This window comes from Allomuricauda sp. XS_ASV26 (assembly GCF_041224615.1).
Classification (GTDB): Bacteria; Bacteroidota; Bacteroidia; order Flavobacteriales; family Flavobacteriaceae; genus Flagellimonas; species Flagellimonas alginolytica.
On record NZ_JBGFGK010000030.1, the window covers coordinates 263,168 to 282,101 of the forward strand.

General features: G+C 41.4%; 14 protein-coding genes. All 14 read right to left on the reverse strand.

Annotated features, from left to right (window positions below):
* Positions 1-35: 35 nt before the first annotated feature.
* The 14 genes from AB9K32_RS06340 to AB9K32_RS06405 all read right to left on the reverse strand — a co-directional run bounded on the left by AB9K32_RS06340 (position 36) and on the right by AB9K32_RS06405 (position 18,911).
* A complete protein-coding gene (locus tag AB9K32_RS06340) occupies positions 36-3,524 on the reverse strand; it encodes a T9SS type A sorting domain-containing protein (RefSeq protein WP_369884693.1) in 3,489 nt (1,162 codons plus the stop codon).
* Positions 3,525-3,527: 3 nt separating this feature from the next.
* On the reverse strand, positions 3,528-5,510 hold the full coding sequence (locus AB9K32_RS06345; RefSeq protein ID WP_369884694.1) for a hypothetical protein: 1,983 nt from the start codon (positions 5,508-5,510) through the stop codon (positions 3,528-3,530).
* 106 nt (positions 5,511-5,616) lie between these two features.
* Positions 5,617-10,440, reverse strand: a complete 4,824-nt coding sequence (locus AB9K32_RS06350; protein WP_369884695.1) for a hypothetical protein — start codon at positions 10,438-10,440, stop codon at positions 5,617-5,619.
* 408 nt (positions 10,441-10,848) lie between these two features.
* Positions 10,849-11,154 (reverse strand): hypothetical protein, encoded by a 306-nt coding sequence (locus AB9K32_RS06355; RefSeq protein WP_369884696.1) that lies wholly within the window; start codon positions 11,152-11,154, stop codon positions 10,849-10,851.
* A 69-nt stretch (positions 11,155-11,223) separates the two neighbouring features.
* Positions 11,224-11,553: a hypothetical protein gene (locus AB9K32_RS06360; RefSeq protein WP_369884697.1), complete on the reverse strand. Its 330-nt coding sequence runs from the start codon at positions 11,551-11,553 to the stop codon at positions 11,224-11,226.
* A 4-nt stretch (positions 11,554-11,557) separates the two neighbouring features.
* Positions 11,558-12,115 carry a hypothetical protein gene (locus AB9K32_RS06365; RefSeq protein WP_369884698.1) on the reverse strand — a complete coding sequence of 186 codons (558 nt, stop codon included), beginning with the start codon at positions 12,113-12,115 and terminating at the stop codon, positions 11,558-11,560.
* A 179-nt stretch (positions 12,116-12,294) separates the two neighbouring features.
* Entirely contained in the window at positions 12,295-12,654 is a 360-nt protein-coding gene (locus AB9K32_RS06370; protein WP_369884699.1) for a hypothetical protein, read from the reverse strand.
* A 142-nt stretch (positions 12,655-12,796) separates the two neighbouring features.
* On the reverse strand, positions 12,797-13,141 hold the full coding sequence (locus tag AB9K32_RS06375) for a hypothetical protein (protein WP_369884700.1): 345 nt from the start codon (positions 13,139-13,141) through the stop codon (positions 12,797-12,799).
* Between the two features lie 3 nt (positions 13,142-13,144).
* A complete protein-coding gene (locus AB9K32_RS06380) occupies positions 13,145-13,762 on the reverse strand; it encodes an EndoU domain-containing protein (protein ID WP_369884701.1) in 618 nt (205 codons plus the stop codon).
* An 84-nt stretch (positions 13,763-13,846) separates the two neighbouring features.
* Complete coding sequence (locus AB9K32_RS06385; protein ID WP_369884702.1) at positions 13,847-14,320, reverse strand: hypothetical protein; 474 nt, start codon at positions 14,318-14,320, stop codon at positions 13,847-13,849.
* A 263-nt stretch (positions 14,321-14,583) separates the two neighbouring features.
* The gene (locus AB9K32_RS06390; protein ID WP_369884703.1) at positions 14,584-14,823 is read right to left on the reverse strand and encodes a hypothetical protein; all 240 of its coding nucleotides are present in this window, start codon (positions 14,821-14,823) and stop codon (positions 14,584-14,586) included.
* On the reverse strand, positions 14,823-15,080 hold the full coding sequence (locus tag AB9K32_RS06395; RefSeq protein ID WP_369884704.1) for a hypothetical protein: 258 nt from the start codon (positions 15,078-15,080) through the stop codon (positions 14,823-14,825). The genes AB9K32_RS06390 and AB9K32_RS06395 overlap by 1 nt, the downstream gene beginning before the upstream one ends.
* Positions 15,077-15,322, reverse strand: a complete 246-nt coding sequence (locus AB9K32_RS06400; protein ID WP_369884705.1) for a hypothetical protein — start codon at positions 15,320-15,322, stop codon at positions 15,077-15,079. Before AB9K32_RS06400 ends, AB9K32_RS06395 begins: the two co-directional genes overlap by 4 nt.
* Positions 15,309-18,911 (reverse strand): deaminase domain-containing protein, encoded by a 3,603-nt coding sequence (locus AB9K32_RS06405; protein ID WP_369884706.1) that lies wholly within the window; start codon positions 18,909-18,911, stop codon positions 15,309-15,311. The genes AB9K32_RS06400 and AB9K32_RS06405 overlap by 14 nt, the downstream gene beginning before the upstream one ends.
* Between the last annotated feature and the right edge of the window lie 23 nt (positions 18,912-18,934).

An 18,934-nucleotide genomic window follows, 5' to 3' on the forward strand; every position in this document is an offset into this window, starting at 1 on the left:
TTAAAATCCTACTTTTTCTTGGAAAAGAATTCGATTCAGTTTAGAATTATTTTTTGAACGGAGTTTCCAAACTGTGTTTCCAAAACAACAACATACAAACCAGATGGCAACCCGGATATATCCATTGGAATTTCATACGTATCATTACCAAATGCCTGCTCTTGGGCAATTAGGTTGTTATTGGCCAGCCCGAATATTTTTAAACTTATGTTACTAGGTTCCCCTAATTGAATAGCTGATGTAAACCTTCCAGTGGTTGGGTTGGGATAGATAATAAAGTATTCTATTCTTTTACCGCTTTCCTCTTCAACCTCTTCATTTAATATTCCCTCTCCCTCTAAAACTAAAATCTTCTTGGTTTCGGTGGACAAACAATCCCCCCGATACGCCAGCACACCCACTTCATATTCTCCTGGCTGATTGAAAACGATTTCCAATTCATCCGAATTTTTACTCAACACAATCGCCTCGTCCGGAACCACCCACTCCAATTCATCCGGTACAGGATAGCTAAGGTCCACAGCCAAAACAGGTTCACCTACCAAAACTTGGCTGGCCATCGCAAACTCCGCATTGGTTTGGTCTGGTTGACCCAATATAGTGGTAGTAATATGTTCACATTGGTTGGCATCTTGCACAACAACATCATACTCTCCTGATTCCAATTCATCAAAAACCGGTTCTTCTTGAAAATCGATACCTTTATTGATGGAATATTTATATGGTGCCAATCCACCTGATGCACTGATTTGAATTTTCCCTTTATTTCCAAGAAAGCATTCAGTGATATTGGGGATAACCACCGCATCTAGCTTCTTCTCCGGTTCTGAAATCATGACCATTTCGGTCACCTCGGGCACAATAGAGGCATCGGAAACGGATAGTATGTATACACCACTGGAAAGTCCTGTGATTGTCTTTTGGTTTGGCGCTGAAAAACTTACATCTCCCTGCTTTTTCCATATATAAGTAAAGGGTGGAATCCCAGTTACATTTGCTGTTATCGAACCGGTAAAGTCTCCTTTACAGTTGACATTGGCCGTATTGACCCCAACGATGGCCAAAGGATCGGGTTCGCTAATCAATATGGGGGGCTCCAAGGTGGCCTGACATCCCAAATCATCGATAATAATAACTTGATAGGTTCCTGCTTCCAACCCCACTAACTGCGTATCTGTAGATTCCGCCGTAGGTTCATAGGGTTGGTCATTTTTAGTCCAATTGTAGGTGTATGGGGGCGAACCATTTTCCAGAGAGAGCTCAAAAGCCCCATCAGTTTCTCCATTGAGGGAGATATTGGTCTGAGAAATTTTTTCAATGGTGAAAAATTCTTCGGGTTCATCGATTATAATGGGTTCGTTTTCATTACTCACCTGGCACTTACCATCCGAAACAAAATAGATATATTCCCCCGCTTCCAAATCGTTTCTGACAGGGCCATCATCCTGTGTATCCAGCCAACTGACCGTGTAAGGTCCGCCTGTTCCGCCTGAAATATCAAGTTCAATAGTGCCAGTGCCCTCGCCCTTACATACAATATCGGCTGTACTGACCTCAACGGTTAGCAAAGGATTCACATAATTAAATACATAAAACTCCTCCACCTCACTGTCACCATTATCAGTCACTTTCACAAAATACTCACCTTGGCCTACATTTATGGATTGTGAAGTCTCTCCTGTGGACCAAAGATACTCGTATCCCCCATTGGTTCCACCACTGGGGTTAGCTTCAAGGATTCCTACATCACCCTCGCAGGTAATTTCCAAGGTTTCGGTGATTTCGACTGATAATGGATCTAGTTCCAGAATGTCAATTACATTTTCAGCGGACATACAACCAGTATCGGCGTCTTCTATTGTCAGCATATAACTCCCCGGCTCTAGCTGGTTTAAATTGTATAGATCTTGTGGCTCAAACGGATTACCATCTTTTTTCCAATGAAGGATGTAATTGCCGCTCCCTCCAATAATACTGTTGATAATAATAGCCCCGGTAGGTAGGTAATTTGGAGATATGCCCGGCTGAAACACTTGATATGCATCTAGTAGAGGACTTGTGTGTTCGAAACCAACCACAAATTCTTTGGACTCATAGTTACAATCATGACTATCGGTTAGAATCAAAGTATATGCCCCTTCGTGTAGGTTGACCAAATGGGTGTTCGTAGAACCTTGTGGCAAAACGAAATTGTTTCCGTTCCTTTTCCAATTAAACGTATACGGTGGGGAGCCGCCAGAAGGGTTTATGGCAATTTCGCCATCGTTGCCACCTTTGCAGGTAACGTTTATAATGTCATCTAGTTCAATGTTGAAGGCTGGGGGTTCATTTATAACTATGTCCACAAAATCAGAATCAACGACCTCCAGTTCGTCTTCACCTTCTCCCTCAAGCCCAACCATCCATTTTATACCATAGGTACCAGCGCTTAGGATGGTTCCCTCAAAATCATATGTTTTGTTATTGAAATCCTCAGCAAGTAATTCACCACTTGGTTCCCAAGGATCTTCCTCATAGGTATTATTACCTGTCTTTCGATAAACAAGTATTACCATTTTTTCTTCATCGGTCAGTACACGGTCAAAGGTGATGGTAAAGCCACCATCAAAACCACCATTGCAAGTAACCGGGCTTGGGGCTGGATTGGGGTTTATTTGAGGGTCAAGGCCTGGTGGTTCTGGATTTATTTCAAAAGAGTAAAAACCAATTGTTCTTTCTTCTGAGTGGACATCTTGCGTAGGTTCTGCATTACTGAATTTTAGGTAATAGCCTGAGCCCTGCGCAAACAAATTAAATCTTAATTTAATATTCCCCAAACTTTTTAAGTCCTCGGGTAACAAATCATCTAGTTCTTCTGCTGTTATACTTAATGGAAAAAGACTTTTTATTTGATTATTATTGATAGGTTTCCAGTCATTATTGCCTTGCACCAAATATTCCCAATGTCCATCTTCAACTTGCACACCATCTCTTTCAAATAACAATTCAGAATAGTATCTTGAAATAGATTCATTTTCTTCCGTACTTGGTTCATATGCCAATAACCAGCTTTTGGCATAACTTTTAAGTTGATCGTACCAAAAAGTGTTCATATTCTCAGAATCAGCATTTCCATATTCAACAACTTCCCCGTAGTCCAAAATTCTATCAGTCTTATGCTTCCTAGCAACACATACATTGGTTGAATTATTCGTAAAATCATCTGAAATATTAAAACCTTGAACACCACAAAAGTCTTTCGCAATATTATTATTTAAATGATGAATTTGATAAGTTCTTTTCTCATAATAGGTGAGTTCCAAGCTCTCTTCATTGGTCGTGTAAAAATCATCTATTGTTCCTCCGTTGCTACTGGTCAATCCAACATGTGGAAAAGCTCTGTAATGAGTCCAGCAGCTCTCACAGCCATCTTCCCATTCCTTGAATTCATAATTCAATCGAATTGTATATACTGCATTTTCCTGACCAAAACTTTTAAAAATGCATAAAAAAACAAACAGAATAAATACAAGTTTTCCATTCATAATTCAATAAGTTACTTCAATTTCGTTCCACTCACTTGCGCTGCCATCTGTAAAAACCGCTTTTATGCCATAACCATAATTGGAATTTGGAATCAGCTTTGTATCCTTAAATTGTCTTGTGGTAGGCTCAAAGGTTTTAAACAAGGTAAGAGCTCCTTCATTTTGCTTTTTGAACAACTGTATTTCCAGTACTTTGGGTTGGTTATAGCGCCAACTCAAGGTGACATGCTTGTTTTCCCGATCCACTTCGGCATAGAATCCCTTAATTTGTGGTTTCAACAATATTTGCGGGGTCGTAATGGCAAGCAAAGGGGATGGTTTGCTTTCCAGTCCCTCAGAATTTACAGAAGTAATGGTATAGCCGTATCTGGTATTGGGTTCAGTTTCCAAATCCATAAATTCTGCCAAGGAGCGCTCCCCAGTTTCCAAAATAGGTTTCCATAGGCTATTTTGGAGTCCTAGCGTCTTTCGGTATATGACTTGTTTGGCAATCTTTTCAGACGAACTTGGCGTCCATTTTAAAACAACCGTATCCCCCAAGAGCTCATATTCCGTAAAAACAGGGCTGGTGGGCGGTACCCGACTGGGGCGCTCCAACATCAAAGTATCGGAGGGAGGGGACTCATTGTAACGAAGGTCAGATGCGATGATTCGATAATATACCTTGCTTGCAAATGTTTTTATATTAATGGTATCCTGAAAGTTAGTTTCAAGAATCTCCCTTTTGGTCAATCGGTTAAATTCTTGGTTTTCCCGGTCGGCACGCAACACCGTGTACCCTTTCAAATCCATTTCTGTGTTGGGGTCCCAAGATAGTTGTACCACACCAAGCGTATCTACGGTACCCTGAAGTCCGAAAGGTTTATCAGGAGGTATGGAATCCACGGGCTGAATCATAGCTGGTGAAGAGTCTTGGTAGTCCCCTGCGATGCCATGCGCCCTTACTTTAAAGTAATTTATGGTCTCTAGTCCACTATATTCAAAACTTCTTTCTTGCTTATCCAACGCTGTGGCCACTGCTTTGTAGGGGCCTATGGCCTTGGGTGCCCGAAGCATATCAAAACCTATTAGTTTCCAGGCTTCATCTTTTGGAAAATCCCATTGCAACTCCACTTCTTTCTCTGAAATAATGTTGTTTGATGTAAATTGTGGAACCGCCAAAAGTTCTTCAAAGGCAATGACCGATGTTGTATCGGAAGGTGGCCCTGTTTCACTGAACAATGTTCTTCCCTTTACGCGGTACCAATATTTTTTGCCATATGCTGGAATACTGTCTGTATATGAAATTCCAGAGACCATGGTGACTGCCAGCTTGGTAATCGGAGCTTCATTTATTTTTTTAAATGTTTTGCCGTCCTCGGATTTTTCCAAATTATAGCTAGTGTAATAGTCTAATAGTGAGTCGTACTCCCAAATCAGTACAAAGGCATTGTTGTAATAATAAGCTGCAAAATCGAAAGGTTTTGGAAGTCCATTCAAGTCCTTTGGATCTACCAGCACACCAGTGTTGCCGTTTTTCACATTTTCTGGTACATTGGCCAATTTGATGTTGTACAGGTATTTTTCGTTTGTTTTAACGCTTGTATCCACAAAGCCAAGACCAGCACATTGAGCCACTTTAAAATCTTGATCTACGGCAAACATGGAAAAAGCAAAGCGCTGATCTAACTCTTCACTTTCATTGATCACTTGCATCAGCAAATTATCGTCATTTCTACTGGTTGTAAAGCTATCCCCATAAATGGCTTGGGCCGCAACAGCAGCCATATCATTACTTTCAACCATGGCCTCCCATTCAATTAAAGGTTTAGGTTTTATAGGTCCGCCTGAAAGTATCTTGACATCCCTATCCAATACCGGCTCTCCACCACGTTCGATTGTATACCTTTCCAAAATGTATCCATTGTCAACACCTAGTTTCCATGTAAACTTATCCGAGGCTCCCCAACGGAGCAATACCTTGCCTTCTTTAATCCTATACTTCATTACCAAACTTAAAGGGATGGTATCGCTTGTCAAGTTTTGTCCTCGACTTTGGAAAAAAGCTAAAAACGTAAAGCATAATAAGACTGTGTTTTTTACAGTATCTATTTTAAAAAGTATTCTCATAATTCAGTTTAAATGAATTACCCGTTTCCTTTTTTGGAAGTATATATCTGAACCTAACCCCATACTTTTCCCTATTCATAAAAGGGAACTTTCCCCAAATGATATAATCATACTTTTCATATTTTTGCCTGTTCCAAATTCGTGGCATCGTATATCTATAAGCTACTTGAAGTCTAAGATCTGTGTAATCTGAATAGTAGGCTATGGGCAATGTCCATATAAATGGGAAGTTACTTTTGAGGTAATCAGGAGAAACATTATCCCTTGTATAAGCTACATAGGTGTTGCTTACCTTAACTGGACCCGTAGGTGGTATTCCCCAAAGGCTTTCGTCTCTATCTACCCTAATATTGCCATCCAGAGGGTATTCTTCATAGAGCAAAGTGTAGATTTCGTCTCGAAAATACCTGTTGTTGGATAAGGCTTCGGGATGTATCAGCGCTTCATTGTCCGTATATTGACTTCCAATTAAGTCATTAATACCGAAGGGTTCGTAATCATCCATCCTCAGTTTTATTCTACCCACGTTGGCAATACCTCGATTTTGTTGTGAATAACTGTCCAAAGAAGTAATGGATTGATCAATGATAAGGGATCTCATTTTTTGAATGAACGTATCATGCCGACTTGTGGTGAACGTAAAATCCAATCGGGATACAAATGCCCCACTCTTCGCGCTGCCCACTATACTATTGGTAGAAATTTCCAGCCCCTCGGATACTTCGTCAAACTCTGCTTGAGTCATTGCCAATGATTCATCGACATCACTTGGTTTTAACGTAATAAGAGCATACGTATATGTGGTTTGGTTTTCTAAATTGGGTATAGTAAAATTGAGTCGCTTTTGAGAGGAGTTATAATTAAAATCAGCCTTGATTTTGTTTCCAGTTTCATCCAAAAAGTACAGTTCATCCTTGTATCCATTGCCAAACAGATATTCTTGTCCTGAATTTAGCTGTACATAACCTTTATTGCTCTCTTTGGGCAACATATAGGCTTGGTCAACCACTGGATACATGTATTTTATATTATTTCTCGGAATATAGGTTGGTGCTGTTCCTGTTGTAAAGGTTATCTCCTTTTCCTCAAATATGGGTTTTCCTTGTTCACGCACAGTTATCCAGCCACTATTGGTTTTTTGTTGAAAACCAACTTTTATCTTTACATATATATCTTGTTCAGGAGGGAGAATTTCGAACGATTTAAACACCAAAAGATCTTGTTCTTCGTTAAATTCATACACTCCTTCAATAGGACTGCCTTGATTGTTAATTTCAAATTCATCCAAATGCATCCTATATGTTTTCCATCCCTCTTCATCCTGTATCCGAAGTTCACTTTCCATTGGAGCATTAAAGGCCACTTGAACAGCATCAAAAACATCAACATCTCGATACCCATCTCCTGGCAATACATCCGAAATCATCACTATATCCTGTAACCCAGACTTCCCAACAATTTCACATTCTTCACCGATGGTCACTTTTAATCTAGTGCGAATACGAACCACCCCAAGCACCCTAACATCCACACCTGCATACCCTTTGATAAACCACGGGTTGGGCAATTGGGCCTGTGCCAACACTGCCAAGCCCGCTTTTAAAATGGGCACCCTTTTTCGGATACCGAACAATTTAATCTGGGCCCCGATTTCCCCTTGGAGATAAGCATACAATTGACCCGTAGCGAACCAGCCATCCATACCCAATGGTCCTGATTTTCCCAAACAATGGGCATTCCCAAAATCTCGCATCATTAAATCGAAACCTACGCCTGCCCAAACACTGGCATACACAATGCCCCAATCAATGTCTTTGCCCACGGAAAAAGAGGCACCAAAGGCATAGCCTGCTCCCTGTGCCAATTCTTGATTAAAGTTTCGTCCAAAAAGAAGTTCGTCTCCCTTTAGGTTAAGAATATCAATGACATTTTGTGGGGGCAATGCAGGGTCTGGAAGTATGGTGCCTGTCATAAAGTATAAATCCACCTTTGCGGTAAGGGGACCAATGGGTATTCCCTTTAAGCCAAATCTTTTAATTGGGGTTCCTACATAGATATACCAGTCATCAGGAGCATTGTAGAATTCCAAATACCCCAATCTGTTTTTTTCTCCCGCACCTTTGATTGGACCTGCGTTCAAAAACACATCGAACATGCCCCAATAGGTTCTGTTCTCAAAATCAAAGTCTATGGCCACTTGGGCCGCAAAAAGCTCTTCTCCCGTGAGAACCTCCGGAAAAACATGGTCTGCAAAGTATTGAATACCCTCGCGATCTATGGAAAGTTCGTGGAAATTGGATAACGATGCCTCTCTATCCGACAAGCCTTGTTGCATATCATCCACAGAACCAAATGGATCTCTTGATTTACCTCCTCCTTGTATCAAAGCAGCTGCTCCGTAAAATCCAAGTCTACTCACTCCTCCCCCATTCGCTTGGGAATTAAAGCTCATCTCTATAGCGGCCAAACCTGTAAAAGAAGCTCCCTTTTTTACTTCAAATGCTGCAAGGGCCTTGAATCCCAATCCAATATTTTCATCCGGTGCATAATATATACCGGACATGGATCCTGCTGCATCATTCAGCCCAGATTTTCGCATGTGATGATAAACTCCCCCTCCAATATCATAAATCGTAAAGTTGGGATTACTTGAATTGGTGGGGCGCCCATGGGCATCCACATACCAATAGCGGTAGTCGCCCGTATTTCCAAACAAACCTCGGGCTCCGATTTCTATTCCCAGACTTTCGGAATATAAATCCAATTCTCCGGCAAAGCCCTTTCCGTACACCACGTTCTCCTTGAAAAAAGCCAACCGACCACTGAATTCAAATCCCTTTCGAGTTACATCTACCTGAACATCACTGACTTCAGTGGAATCATATTTCCATTTTAAATAGTCACCTTCCTCCAACTTACCCAAAATATGGACCCTTACATCGCCTTTTATTCCAGATTCATCCAAATTGATGTAACTGTTCATGGACAGTCTCGCTTCATCATCTCCGATCGTGGTCATGGATATATCATATACCCCTAGTTCAAAACCTGCTATTTCGGGTGCAGAAATAGAGTCCAAATAACCCGCATACCCAATGGATAGGTATGGTCGCTGTTTGGTTTGAATATGGAAATCTTGGAATTTAAGTCCTGAAAAAGTCAATAAATCGTCATCTGAACCAGACAACTCGGCATTTTGGTCTTGATCAAAGGCCATAACCCCCGAGAGATTGGCCTCTGGATAGAATTTCTTGTCCTCAACTTCCAGATTGATATAGGACTCTTTAAATAGTATAGCTTTGGACCTGAAAATATTAAAAGGCACATCTTCCTCCACCTCAACCTTCACAAAATAATCCTGATTGGAAGAAATGATTCCTGAATACCCCAACTGCCCACCAGAACTTTCGGAATCACTAATAGGAAGTACGATTCTTCCCCTAAATCCCGCTTTCATAAAACGATTGACCTTTAGGTCCACTCCCAAAGAGTCCAAGGAGAACTGCCATTTATTGGCATTTCCTTCATCGATACCGATAATGTTCGTTGCAAAAAAATCGCCTGAAACCCCAAAATTGTCCAACAATAAATTTTGTGCTCCGATAGTGACACGATCCTCCATATTTCTTTTATTGAATTCCGGAGGGAGATACACACTTACTTCTTCTGCATAAAAACCTCTCCATAAATTTTCATTGCCGGGAACCAATAGGTTTTGAGCCGTGTATAATTCTGGGAAATCCATACTACTAGAATTGGCCGTATCACTCAAATCCAGGACCGCATTTTGCATTTTAAAGCCCCAATTGGGCAAGGCCCTCAACTCAAAAGGTGGTAAATCAATTTGAATGAGCAAATCGTTAATATTGGTTGTCCGCATAGAGAAACCTGCTCCCACATAACTATCGTTCCCTACCACATTTTCTCCACTACCCGGCTCTGTTTTATTAGGATATTTAATATCACCATTCTCGGTAATTGGAATTGCTACGGTTTTGGCTACCCGCACATCGGCGGTAATGGAAATTTCACTGACCTTTCCCTCACAGTTAATAGTAATATAAGTTTGTTCGTTGGCTTGTCCGTCAGGGTCAAACCCTCCCAAAAAAGTGAGCAACCACTGCCCTCCTCCCATACCTACCGGAACATCGCTCAAAAGATTGAGTCTGGCTTCCTCGTAAATGCCCCCACTTTTGGATATCCGTACGTTGGTGGCACTGAACATCAATTCCGTGTTCAACTCGCCCAGTTCCACTTTGGCAAAAAGGTCGACTTCGGTATAGGTGGGATGGTATTCCATTCGGAAGATACCCAAGGTAATAGAAGAATTTCCCGATATATTCTGCTTTAGTCCAACTGGCAGCTCCACTGCTTGTTGCCTTCCAATAATCTGAATGAAACGTTGCTCACTCTCAATTATCTGGAACACCTTATTGGCTTTGTCCAATACTTTTTGGGTCTCTTCATCAATACTGAACTGCTGGGCCACATATTCTGGCGAAAACTCCGCTACATCCACCGTCAAACCATAATGTACGTCCATAGTAGATGACTCCAGTTCCGGAAAACTCCTGAACTTGGTCTTGGACATTTCTTTTTGAGACTTTTGTTGCTGCCATTGTTGCATTATTCGGTCAGTATCAATTGGCTCAAAAGCTGTAGTATCTTTTATAGTAGGGTTGGCCAGTTGAAGTAGGCCCTTGGAGATGTCAATTTTACCTTTGGTAATTGAATCAATCGGAGTAGTTGTTGCATACAAAGTTGCACAACACCATAGCAGTGATAAAGCAAGTAGATTGGTTTTCATATAGTTGTTTGTTTCCGTTGCATAAGCATGAACGGACAACGGGTAAGTAAGGCAATACTTTACAAAATTGGAGGTATGAATTTACGGATGCCCCATTTGAGTTGACAAATGCACCAAACGAAGCAACGGAATATTAAAAGTATCCTTTTTTTGATTGTCTTTGAGCACCTGTTCAAGGAATGATCCTCTAACAAATGGTTATGGTATGCAGGGAAACATTTTTTTGGAATGAGCTAGCGGGTGCGAGCCTGCCTTTGTCGGCAGACAGGCGTCCCGCTCGTATTTATTCTTAAATAATCTCAAAGAACATTATGTGATTATTTCATCTCTTACTCATATGCGGCACAAGCGCGACACTTCGGCTCCGCTCAGCGCAAGTGCTTGCGCTAGCGCGGGGTACTATTTATTCTAATATTCAATTATTGGAGAATCTTCCGCTCCCATTGAATTAATAAGCATTAGGGTTAACCATTTATACGCTTCTTCATCAGAGTTCTCGTCTAATGGGAGGTTTGCCGTATTGTGTACAAATGACAATGACTTTCCTGCCTCTAATTCCCTATTGATAATTAACCTAATGACTTTCTCCCATCTTTGATAATCATTTCTTTCTGCCAATGATTTCCTTAGATTTATAATGGCTTCTTTATAAAAGCTATCCCTAAAAAATTCTCCAAGGATACTTTTTAATTTTAATTCAGCTTCTTCTTTCATTTTTATTCATATACAGGATATCCACTATCCAAAATATACCTGTTCGGGCTGTTAAGGTCTTTTTGAAAATTAACCTTCTTTTGGCTTGAAAACATCCTTGTAATCCAATACGACATCATCGTCTGAACCAGAGGCATTGATTAACATCAGATTAAGCCATTTATAAGCTTCCTCATCACTATTTTCATATAAGGGCAAATTGGCTGTATTATGAATCAAATCCAGAGCCTGACCATCTTTTAATTCCTTATTAAGCACTATTCGTACAATAGTTGACCAATTGTCTTTGTAGTACGCAATCTCCTTTCTTTCATTTCGTATGTTAAGAATAGCGTCTTTATAGAAACTATATTGAAAATTGGAAGCAAGTAGCGATTTTAATATTTCTAGTTCCTTCATAATCTTATCTTACATCTGGAAAAGCACTTTCAAGCCTATAACCAGTTGGGTTATTTGCAACTCTTTTAAATGATATTGTAATTTTGTCCGATGTTACAGCCTGTGAAATAGGGTTATTCAAAGTACCTATGTTAGAATATCCACTACCAACTTTTGAACCATAATCAAGACTCCATTCTTTATATACGTTATTTGGATTGCTAAAAAAGACTTCTATTTCATCTTTATGCTCTTTAAATACTTTGTTGACCGCATCTATATGTATTGCTTCTGTTTCAAATCTAAGAGCATGTCTTGATTGTTGTATTTTTGGATGCGTTCCCAAAACCCTTTGTTCCATTTCAACCATGCTAAGGTTTGCACCGTGCCTTGCTTTGGAATGCCCGCCCAAAAGTTCCTCAACATCGAGCAAAATTTTATCAGTTCTGCCGTTGGTAAAATACTCTAAGGCCTCTTTGCTCTTTCTCAACACTTCATCAGCGCCAAGATTATCCAATAATCTCCAACTATCAAGTAGTTCCGGATTCTTCCCAACAGCCTCAGCAAAAGCCTTGTTGTTCAAATCCTGGTTGAGCAGCTTTAAGGCATCTTCGTCTAAATTAAGACTTTTTATTTGGTTTATAAATGCATCAGCCTGTTGGCTCTATAATTTCAGGACTTGATAAGAACCATCAATGACTGTGAAAAGTCAGTCATCAAAGCCTTTATCTTTCAAAAAGATATGCAGAAGTAGTTAGCTAGTTAATTAAGCTCTTTAATCCTGTTGATAAGAGCATCAATTCGATAAGCAATTTTTCCTGCGATGTCTTTTCTGTAATCAACTACATACAATTTATTGTTTAGATTTATCTTCTGATATCGAGTTGGAAACTTTGATCTTTGTTTATGTGTAGGCTCTTCATAACAATCTTCTAATAAATCCTGAAGCGATGTTTCTAACATCACTAAAAAATCAGTCAATAAATAATTAGGAATTTCTAAACTCTTACCAAAAGGAATTTTGTTGCACTTTGCAAAGCGTAACAGGTAAGAATATAGATAATCGAATAAAAAACCTTTACTTTCAACGGTATCTTGACCTATTTTTAATCTCTCTATCATACTTCAATTATTCGTATAATACTCTTTTATTAGCCGATGGGGTACTTGGTTAAAAACAGAAAGTTATTCTTGTGTTTTACCATAGAATGCGCTAGCGGTGGTCATAAAAAAGCTCAATCTGTAAATCAGGTTTCCTAAAATTTCATCTGCCCTCTTTTTCCAAAATGGAGAGCCACTGCATAATTAATTCTTTAAAATCCTTAGTCGGCAATTCTAAATCAGAATAACCAACATCACTTCCCATTAACTTAGTTCTATCAGCTTTAACATAAGCTAAGCCAACCACATCAGCACCAATATCATTAAACTCCATTTCCCCATCTACTACTGGCAGTAACCCTGGCAATAAATCTTCTTTTATATCTTTTGACCTATTCCACAGGTCTAAAAACTGAGCAAGAATTTGATGCTTACTATCTTCTGTAACGGTATGAACTCTATCACTAATAAATCGCAATTCAATATTGTATTTCTCAAACAAATTCATATGCTATAAACTAGGGAATGCTGTTTTAATCTTACCCGCTTCGTCCAAAAACATTACAACTGTATGACATGTAGTGGTTGTCCCTTGATATTTAGTACCACCAATAGAAGTTTTGTTTTTAAAGGCATTAACAATTTCAGCTTGTATTTTTTCCGCACTCCAATTATCAGGAAAGAAAGTGGATTTATTAGTCTTCACTTTCCAACTTGTACCTTGATCATTGACAAAACCATTAATTTGCTTTTCTACTTTCGCCTTATAAAATCCATCTCCCAAGTCCTCCACTTGAGTACCCGGTTTTATTCGAGTAGTTCCATCTGCAAAAGCTTTGTTTGAGTGAACCCCTGTGACATTGTATATATTTTCACCCGCAGCGTTCGTGCCAATGATTTCTACATCACCCTCAAGTAAGTGTTTATTCAGACCATCATTTTTAACAACATCATCAAACTTCTTTAAAAAGTCAGGGTCTTTTCTTAGTTGATTAAAAGCATTATCTCCTAAATCATCAAGCTTCTTCCACGCATCAACCAACTCAGGATTCTCCGCAATTGCCTCGGCAAACTCCTTATCCGTAAGGTCATCACTGAGCTTTTGGAGCTGCGCGGCATCTAAATCCAATCGCTTAAGAACGTCCACCAACCGCTCCGTTGCCTCCTTGGAGAACTTTACCAAAACGGTGGTGCCATTGGCTAATGGCTAAACCTAAAATACATCATTTTCCGGAACATCCAAGTGATACAAATTGTACTTCTTTAATACCTCGGTCGCTCCCAAATCGTTTAACCTTATGTCTCTATATACTTCTTCCGTTATTTCAATCTTCCTTGAACCTCCACCGTGAGCTGCTTTTTGATACTCCATAAAATAATGCCCATCTTCATCCGTTGCTATTAAACCACGCCCATAATATTTATTTGGAGTACTTTCTTTTTTTTTGAGGTGGACAACATCGCCAAGCCTTCTTATTACTTTGAAGTTGAATAAATCATACTTTTCAAATAGATCTTTTAGGCTAATTCCAGGCTTGGAAGCGGCATTAAAAACCTCTTCATTGATTTCTATCAACTCACCATTTATCTGCTCACCCAAAACATTTGTATCATATGACAGTCCATATTTTCCGCTATCCGTCCAAATAACTTTCCAACCATTATGATTATGAATTTTTCTTGCCATAACTAATAAGGAATAAAGTTGGTCACGGTAGATAAATCCAAAGTAGCCTCTGGCATTCCTCCAGATGTATATCCACCAGGAATTCAATTATTATTTGCTCCTGCACCTTCATTACCAGATGACATTTTGAATGTGCCCACATCCTCTTGCTTAATTACTGCAAAAAGAGTATCATCTCCCAAATCTCCTTCATTGAAGCCCATTCTTTTTTCTATTTCTCTTAGAATCGTTTCTTGGTCATTAAGAGCCAGACCTGTTTTTTATTATCTAACTACCAGAGTAACTTCTCGGTTCTTAAATGAATTATAGTCCTTTCTTATTCGTTTGGAGAGTTGTTTTAACTCTTCCATTCCTTGACGAGCCTCGTTTTCATCAAGACGGAAACTTCTGGAGTAATCCATTGCACTAGCATGAAAAACAACATTCATTACAAAACCCTTATCTGTCTTAAAAACAATAAAATCCCAAGGATGCTTTGCCAGTTCTTCTAAAACTTTCTCCATTACAATGCTTTTACGGTATAATCTATTCCCTCTTGCATCTCTTCAGTTTTTACAACTGCTTCTGAAATTCCGCCTGATGTTTTTCCTCCTGGTATCCAATCACTATTAGCACCAAATTCATTTCCTGAAGGTATATCAATTTTATCTGTAAGCTTAAAATCTATCCTAACCAGATTACCATCCAGTTGGGACTCAGGAACACCTAATTTCTTGGCTTTTTCAGAATTTGACAGGAATCTTCTTAGTTTTAAAATCACCAATCAACCTCCCCTTCTTCTCGCATCTTATATTGTAATGAAGCTAAACTGTAACCCAAATCAAACACATGAGAAGGTTCGAATTTTGTAACCTTTAACTTGCAAAAAGGAACTTCATCATATGTAGTCTCAACAATCTCAAAATCTGTCCCATAAAATTTATTAAAGTCTTTTACTTCCTTTTCCAATAAATATGGAAAGGTTACCATTACTTTAAATACGAGTTCTTTATTTGATTCCATCGATTAACGTTATTTCAATATTTGGGAACATGTCACTAAATTGTTGTATTACCCCTTGACAAGAGTAACAATAAGGATTCTCCGACACAATTTTAAGTGTTCCTGATATATCAGATTTTATTTGTCCTTTGATTCCTCCCAGTTTTTCTGCTAAGTCATTAAGCATGCGATATTCTGAATCGGTAATCCTTAACCAGGTTCCTGACGATCCTGTTGCCTCTATTGCATCAAAAATATGATTCTCTTTACGTGCATCCGTCAGAGAAACACTTTCCCAAAACTTATTTTCATCAATGCTGGCCCCTGATACATTACCTTCTAGATAACCTAAATTACCTGACTGTGGCTTCCCTGTTTTATAATCACGCATCTTATTCAATGCTCCTTTGATTTCTTCAACTGATGCAAGCTTTGATTTTTTTAATGAACCTATGAGGTTTTTGTTATCAGCACAACTTCCTAATGCATCCACAAAGGATTGCTTCCTGCTTGCTTTCAATCCATCAAAAGCACTTTGTATAGCATCATCAGAGATATTAGGATTCACTTTTCTAAAAGCATCTACCGCGTTGATATTGTCGATATTTCGCAAAGAAGCTTTACCATTCGATAAGACCTTCCAACTATCTGCCAACTCAGCGTTCTCCGAAATCGCCTCAGCAAATTCCTTGTCCGTAAGGTCATCACTGAGCTTTTGGAGCTGCGCGGCATCTAAATCCAATCGCTTAAGAACGTCCACCAACCGCTCCGTTGCCTCCTTGGAGAACTTTACCAAAACGGTGGTGCCATTGGCTAATTTAACAATTTTTCCCGCATTTTTCACCGTAGTGGCATATACCAAGGGTATGGTAGAGGCAAAGGAGATGACCGCGTTGGTACCGTCCTCCTCAATGGTGTACCATATGCCGTTGGCCACATCAAAAACCTCCCCGGCCACGGGCACCATGCCCGCAGCATCCAACACCAAATGCCCTGCTGCCGAGCTAAATACCTGCCCAAAAAGGTAATCGAGGACCGCTGCGGTGTCCACATCGTACCCGGGCACGGCAATGGGCTCCCATCTTCCATTCCCCTTATTGTACTGGTAGTGTATTATCCAACCGTTTTCTTGGTCGGCAATGGAGTACACATGGGCCACACTGCCGTACATGGCCACCACTTTGCGTAAAAAACCACCATAGCCAAAGGGGTTATAGGTTCCCATAAAGTATTCGGTAAACCCATCATAGTCCAACGGGGGAAGGCAGGTGGTGTACCCCTGCTTTTCAATGGGCAGCAGGTCCCATTGTATATCGCCCCAATCCGTAACCAAGGGTCCCACCCCAGTTGTGTTGATGTTGGTGGGTTGGTATTGTGCCTCATATAAAAGTGGAGCACAGGTTTTTCCCTCTTTTATATACCGAAAACGGATGTTGTTCGGGTCGGGCAGTGCTCCAAAATCATAGGGTTCCGAATCTTTATTGATTTTATAGCCCGTAAACTCATTTCCCTTTTTATGGGCTTTGTATTCGCCGGCATCGGGGCCATCCTCAATGGTAAAGCTCTGTAAGGCACCATAAGCGGTAATCCCGTTTTTTACCTTATAATATTCCACAGGGACCTCTCCAGGCAATGCCACGGGCACTCCTGCCGGCGACAAGTAGACCACGATGTTTGTTTCGGCAGTTCCTTCAAGTGCAAGGGCATCTTTGGGGTCAAAGGCAATTTCATTGGCGGTGGATGAGGCGTTTCGGTAACTCTCCGCCTCCTGTATACTTGCCTCAAGGTCGTTGTAGGCCTGTTGTTGGTTCGCCGTGTTGTAGCCTTCGGGGTTGGGTCCTCCCTGCGTGGCCTCATCTATCAAGTCTTGGCTGGCGGCGTTATAGGCATTTTGGTTTGCGGCCAACTCATTCCTTACATTTTGGGGAATGGTTTCATCGGCCAACAGTTCCTCCACATAACTGTTCTGCTGCTCGTTTTCAGTTTCGAGTTGCTCAATTTGTTCTGGAGTTCCCGTAAAGTTTTGCAGCAGCTCTAGTATGGACGAAGCAAGCTCCCCGACAGCTTCCCCAAATTCCCCAACCCTCTGCACCACCTCGCCGGTATCCACAATATTGCCCATGGTGGGGTCGAACGCCGTGATCACGGTACCTTGGGCGAGCTGCCTGTCCGTGTTCACCAATATGTTGGTAAAGTGCACCGCCAGTTTTATGCTGCTCAAATAGGGCAAATGGGTATAACCTTTGCCCGAAAAGTAGCCGTTGCCCCCGTTTACCTCAGTTACCACCACTTGAAAGTCGCCCGCGGTAAAGCTCTCGCCCACACTCAACTGGGGCAAGGGTCCTTGGTTGGTAATGCCCACATCGGGGGACACCCCACATTGGTACAGGTCTTCTTCCTCGGTCTCCAAATTGGTGGTGAACTGCCGTAGGGGGCTCCAATCGCTCTCGCCCACCACGCAGGTCTTTTTTAACTGGTATTCGTAGGTGGTGTCGGCCTGCAGGTCCCAGAGTGTGGTCCAGTTGGCGGTGGTCTGGTTATGGAACCATGCATTGCCGTTGCCCCGGACACGGTACCGCACCCTGAACTGGGGCACACTGGTGCTGTTGTCCTCCCAAAAAATATTGGCTTGGTTGGCGCCCCTTACCTCATGGTGTATACTATTGGGTGCGTAGCAGCCTTCTATATACTTGAACGAAAAAATTTGGCTATACCCCTGGTTCAGGAACATGCCAACGTCCTCCGCTCCCTGTTTGACCTTGGCCTGTACCCGCCAAGCGTAGGTCCTGTTGGGCAGCAGCATGGGGTCGCCCGGGCCGTACACGTAGGTGGTGGCGCTTGTGGTCGTGGTAAACAAGGGTGTGGAACCCAAAAAAGCGGCTTGGGGGTCCATGGCATTGTCCCAAATCTCCACCAAACTGAGTTCGTACTCCACTTGGCTTATGTTGATGTGCCTTGGCGTCCATTGGAACACAATGTTCTGTGGGCTCCGCTCCACGATATGGCTACCATTTTCGGGCAGTACCAAAAAGGGCGGACTGTTCTTGAAAACGTTTATGGTGGCACAGGCATTGTTGGAGAGCCGTTTGCCCGTAAGTACATCGAACACCTGAAAACAGATTTGGTAAACGCCATCCGGGATGGGGCTGCCGTACACATTGGGGGGTATTCCCGTTAGGTTGCCGAACTCAAAGTATGGGGCGAGCAAGGTGTGGTCCAACACGGTGGGAATCCCTCCTTCCAAAAAGAGCGGGGTGGCCCCGATTACATTTTCGTTGCTCTGGAAACCAATGCCGTTCCCGTTGAACGCCACCTGTAAACGCACCTGCCTGTCAGAAATCTGGAAGTCGTTGAGCACGATCTGCACACGAAGCGGTCCGTTCAGGGCACTAGGATTGGCAAAATCGGAGAAATTGGTCGGGGCGGGCGGTGTGGCCTGCGCGATCACCTGCACGGGAAAGGACTGGGCGGTGGACAGTAAGCAGCAGAACAGTAGGCAGCATAGCAGTAGGCAATATCGTAGTTGGACACACAGCAATGAGCAATAAGCCCGTATGCCGTGTCCGGCAGACTGTTTCTTGGTTTTGTTTTTAGTGAACCATGTTCTCATAAGTAGGTATTTTAATCGGCAGG

Bases quoted from the DNA above. Each gene is read 5' to 3' on its own strand.
- AB9K32_RS06375 (WP_369884700.1), bottom strand. From the start codon at position 13,141: ATGAATTTGTTTGAGAAATACAATATTGAATTGCGATTTATTAGTGAT.
- AB9K32_RS06360 (WP_369884697.1), bottom strand. From the start codon at position 11,553: ATGAAGGAACTAGAAATATTAAAATCGCTACTTGCTTCCAATTTTCAA.
- AB9K32_RS06350 (WP_369884695.1), bottom strand. From the start codon at position 10,440: ATGAAAACCAATCTACTTGCTTTATCACTGCTATGGTGTTGTGCAACT.
- AB9K32_RS06345 (WP_369884694.1), bottom strand. From the start codon at position 5,510: ATGAAGTATAGGATTAAAGAAGGCAAGGTATTGCTCCGTTGGGGAGCC.
- AB9K32_RS06370 (WP_369884699.1), bottom strand. From the start codon at position 12,654: ATGATAGAGAGATTAAAAATAGGTCAAGATACCGTTGAAAGTAAAGGT.
- AB9K32_RS06400 (WP_369884705.1), bottom strand. From the start codon at position 15,322: ATGGAATCAAATAAAGAACTCGTATTTAAAGTAATGGTAACCTTTCCA.
- AB9K32_RS06405 (WP_369884706.1), bottom strand. From the start codon at position 18,911: ATGAGAACATGGTTCACTAAAAACAAAACCAAGAAACAGTCTGCCGGA.
- AB9K32_RS06355 (WP_369884696.1), bottom strand. From the start codon at position 11,154: ATGAAAGAAGAAGCTGAATTAAAATTAAAAAGTATCCTTGGAGAATTT.
- AB9K32_RS06385 (WP_369884702.1), bottom strand. From the start codon at position 14,320: ATGGCAAGAAAAATTCATAATCATAATGGTTGGAAAGTTATTTGGACG.
- AB9K32_RS06390 (WP_369884703.1), bottom strand. From the start codon at position 14,823: ATGGAGAAAGTTTTAGAAGAACTGGCAAAGCATCCTTGGGATTTTATT.
- AB9K32_RS06340 (WP_369884693.1), bottom strand. From the start codon at position 3,524: ATGAATGGAAAACTTGTATTTATTCTGTTTGTTTTTTTATGCATTTTT.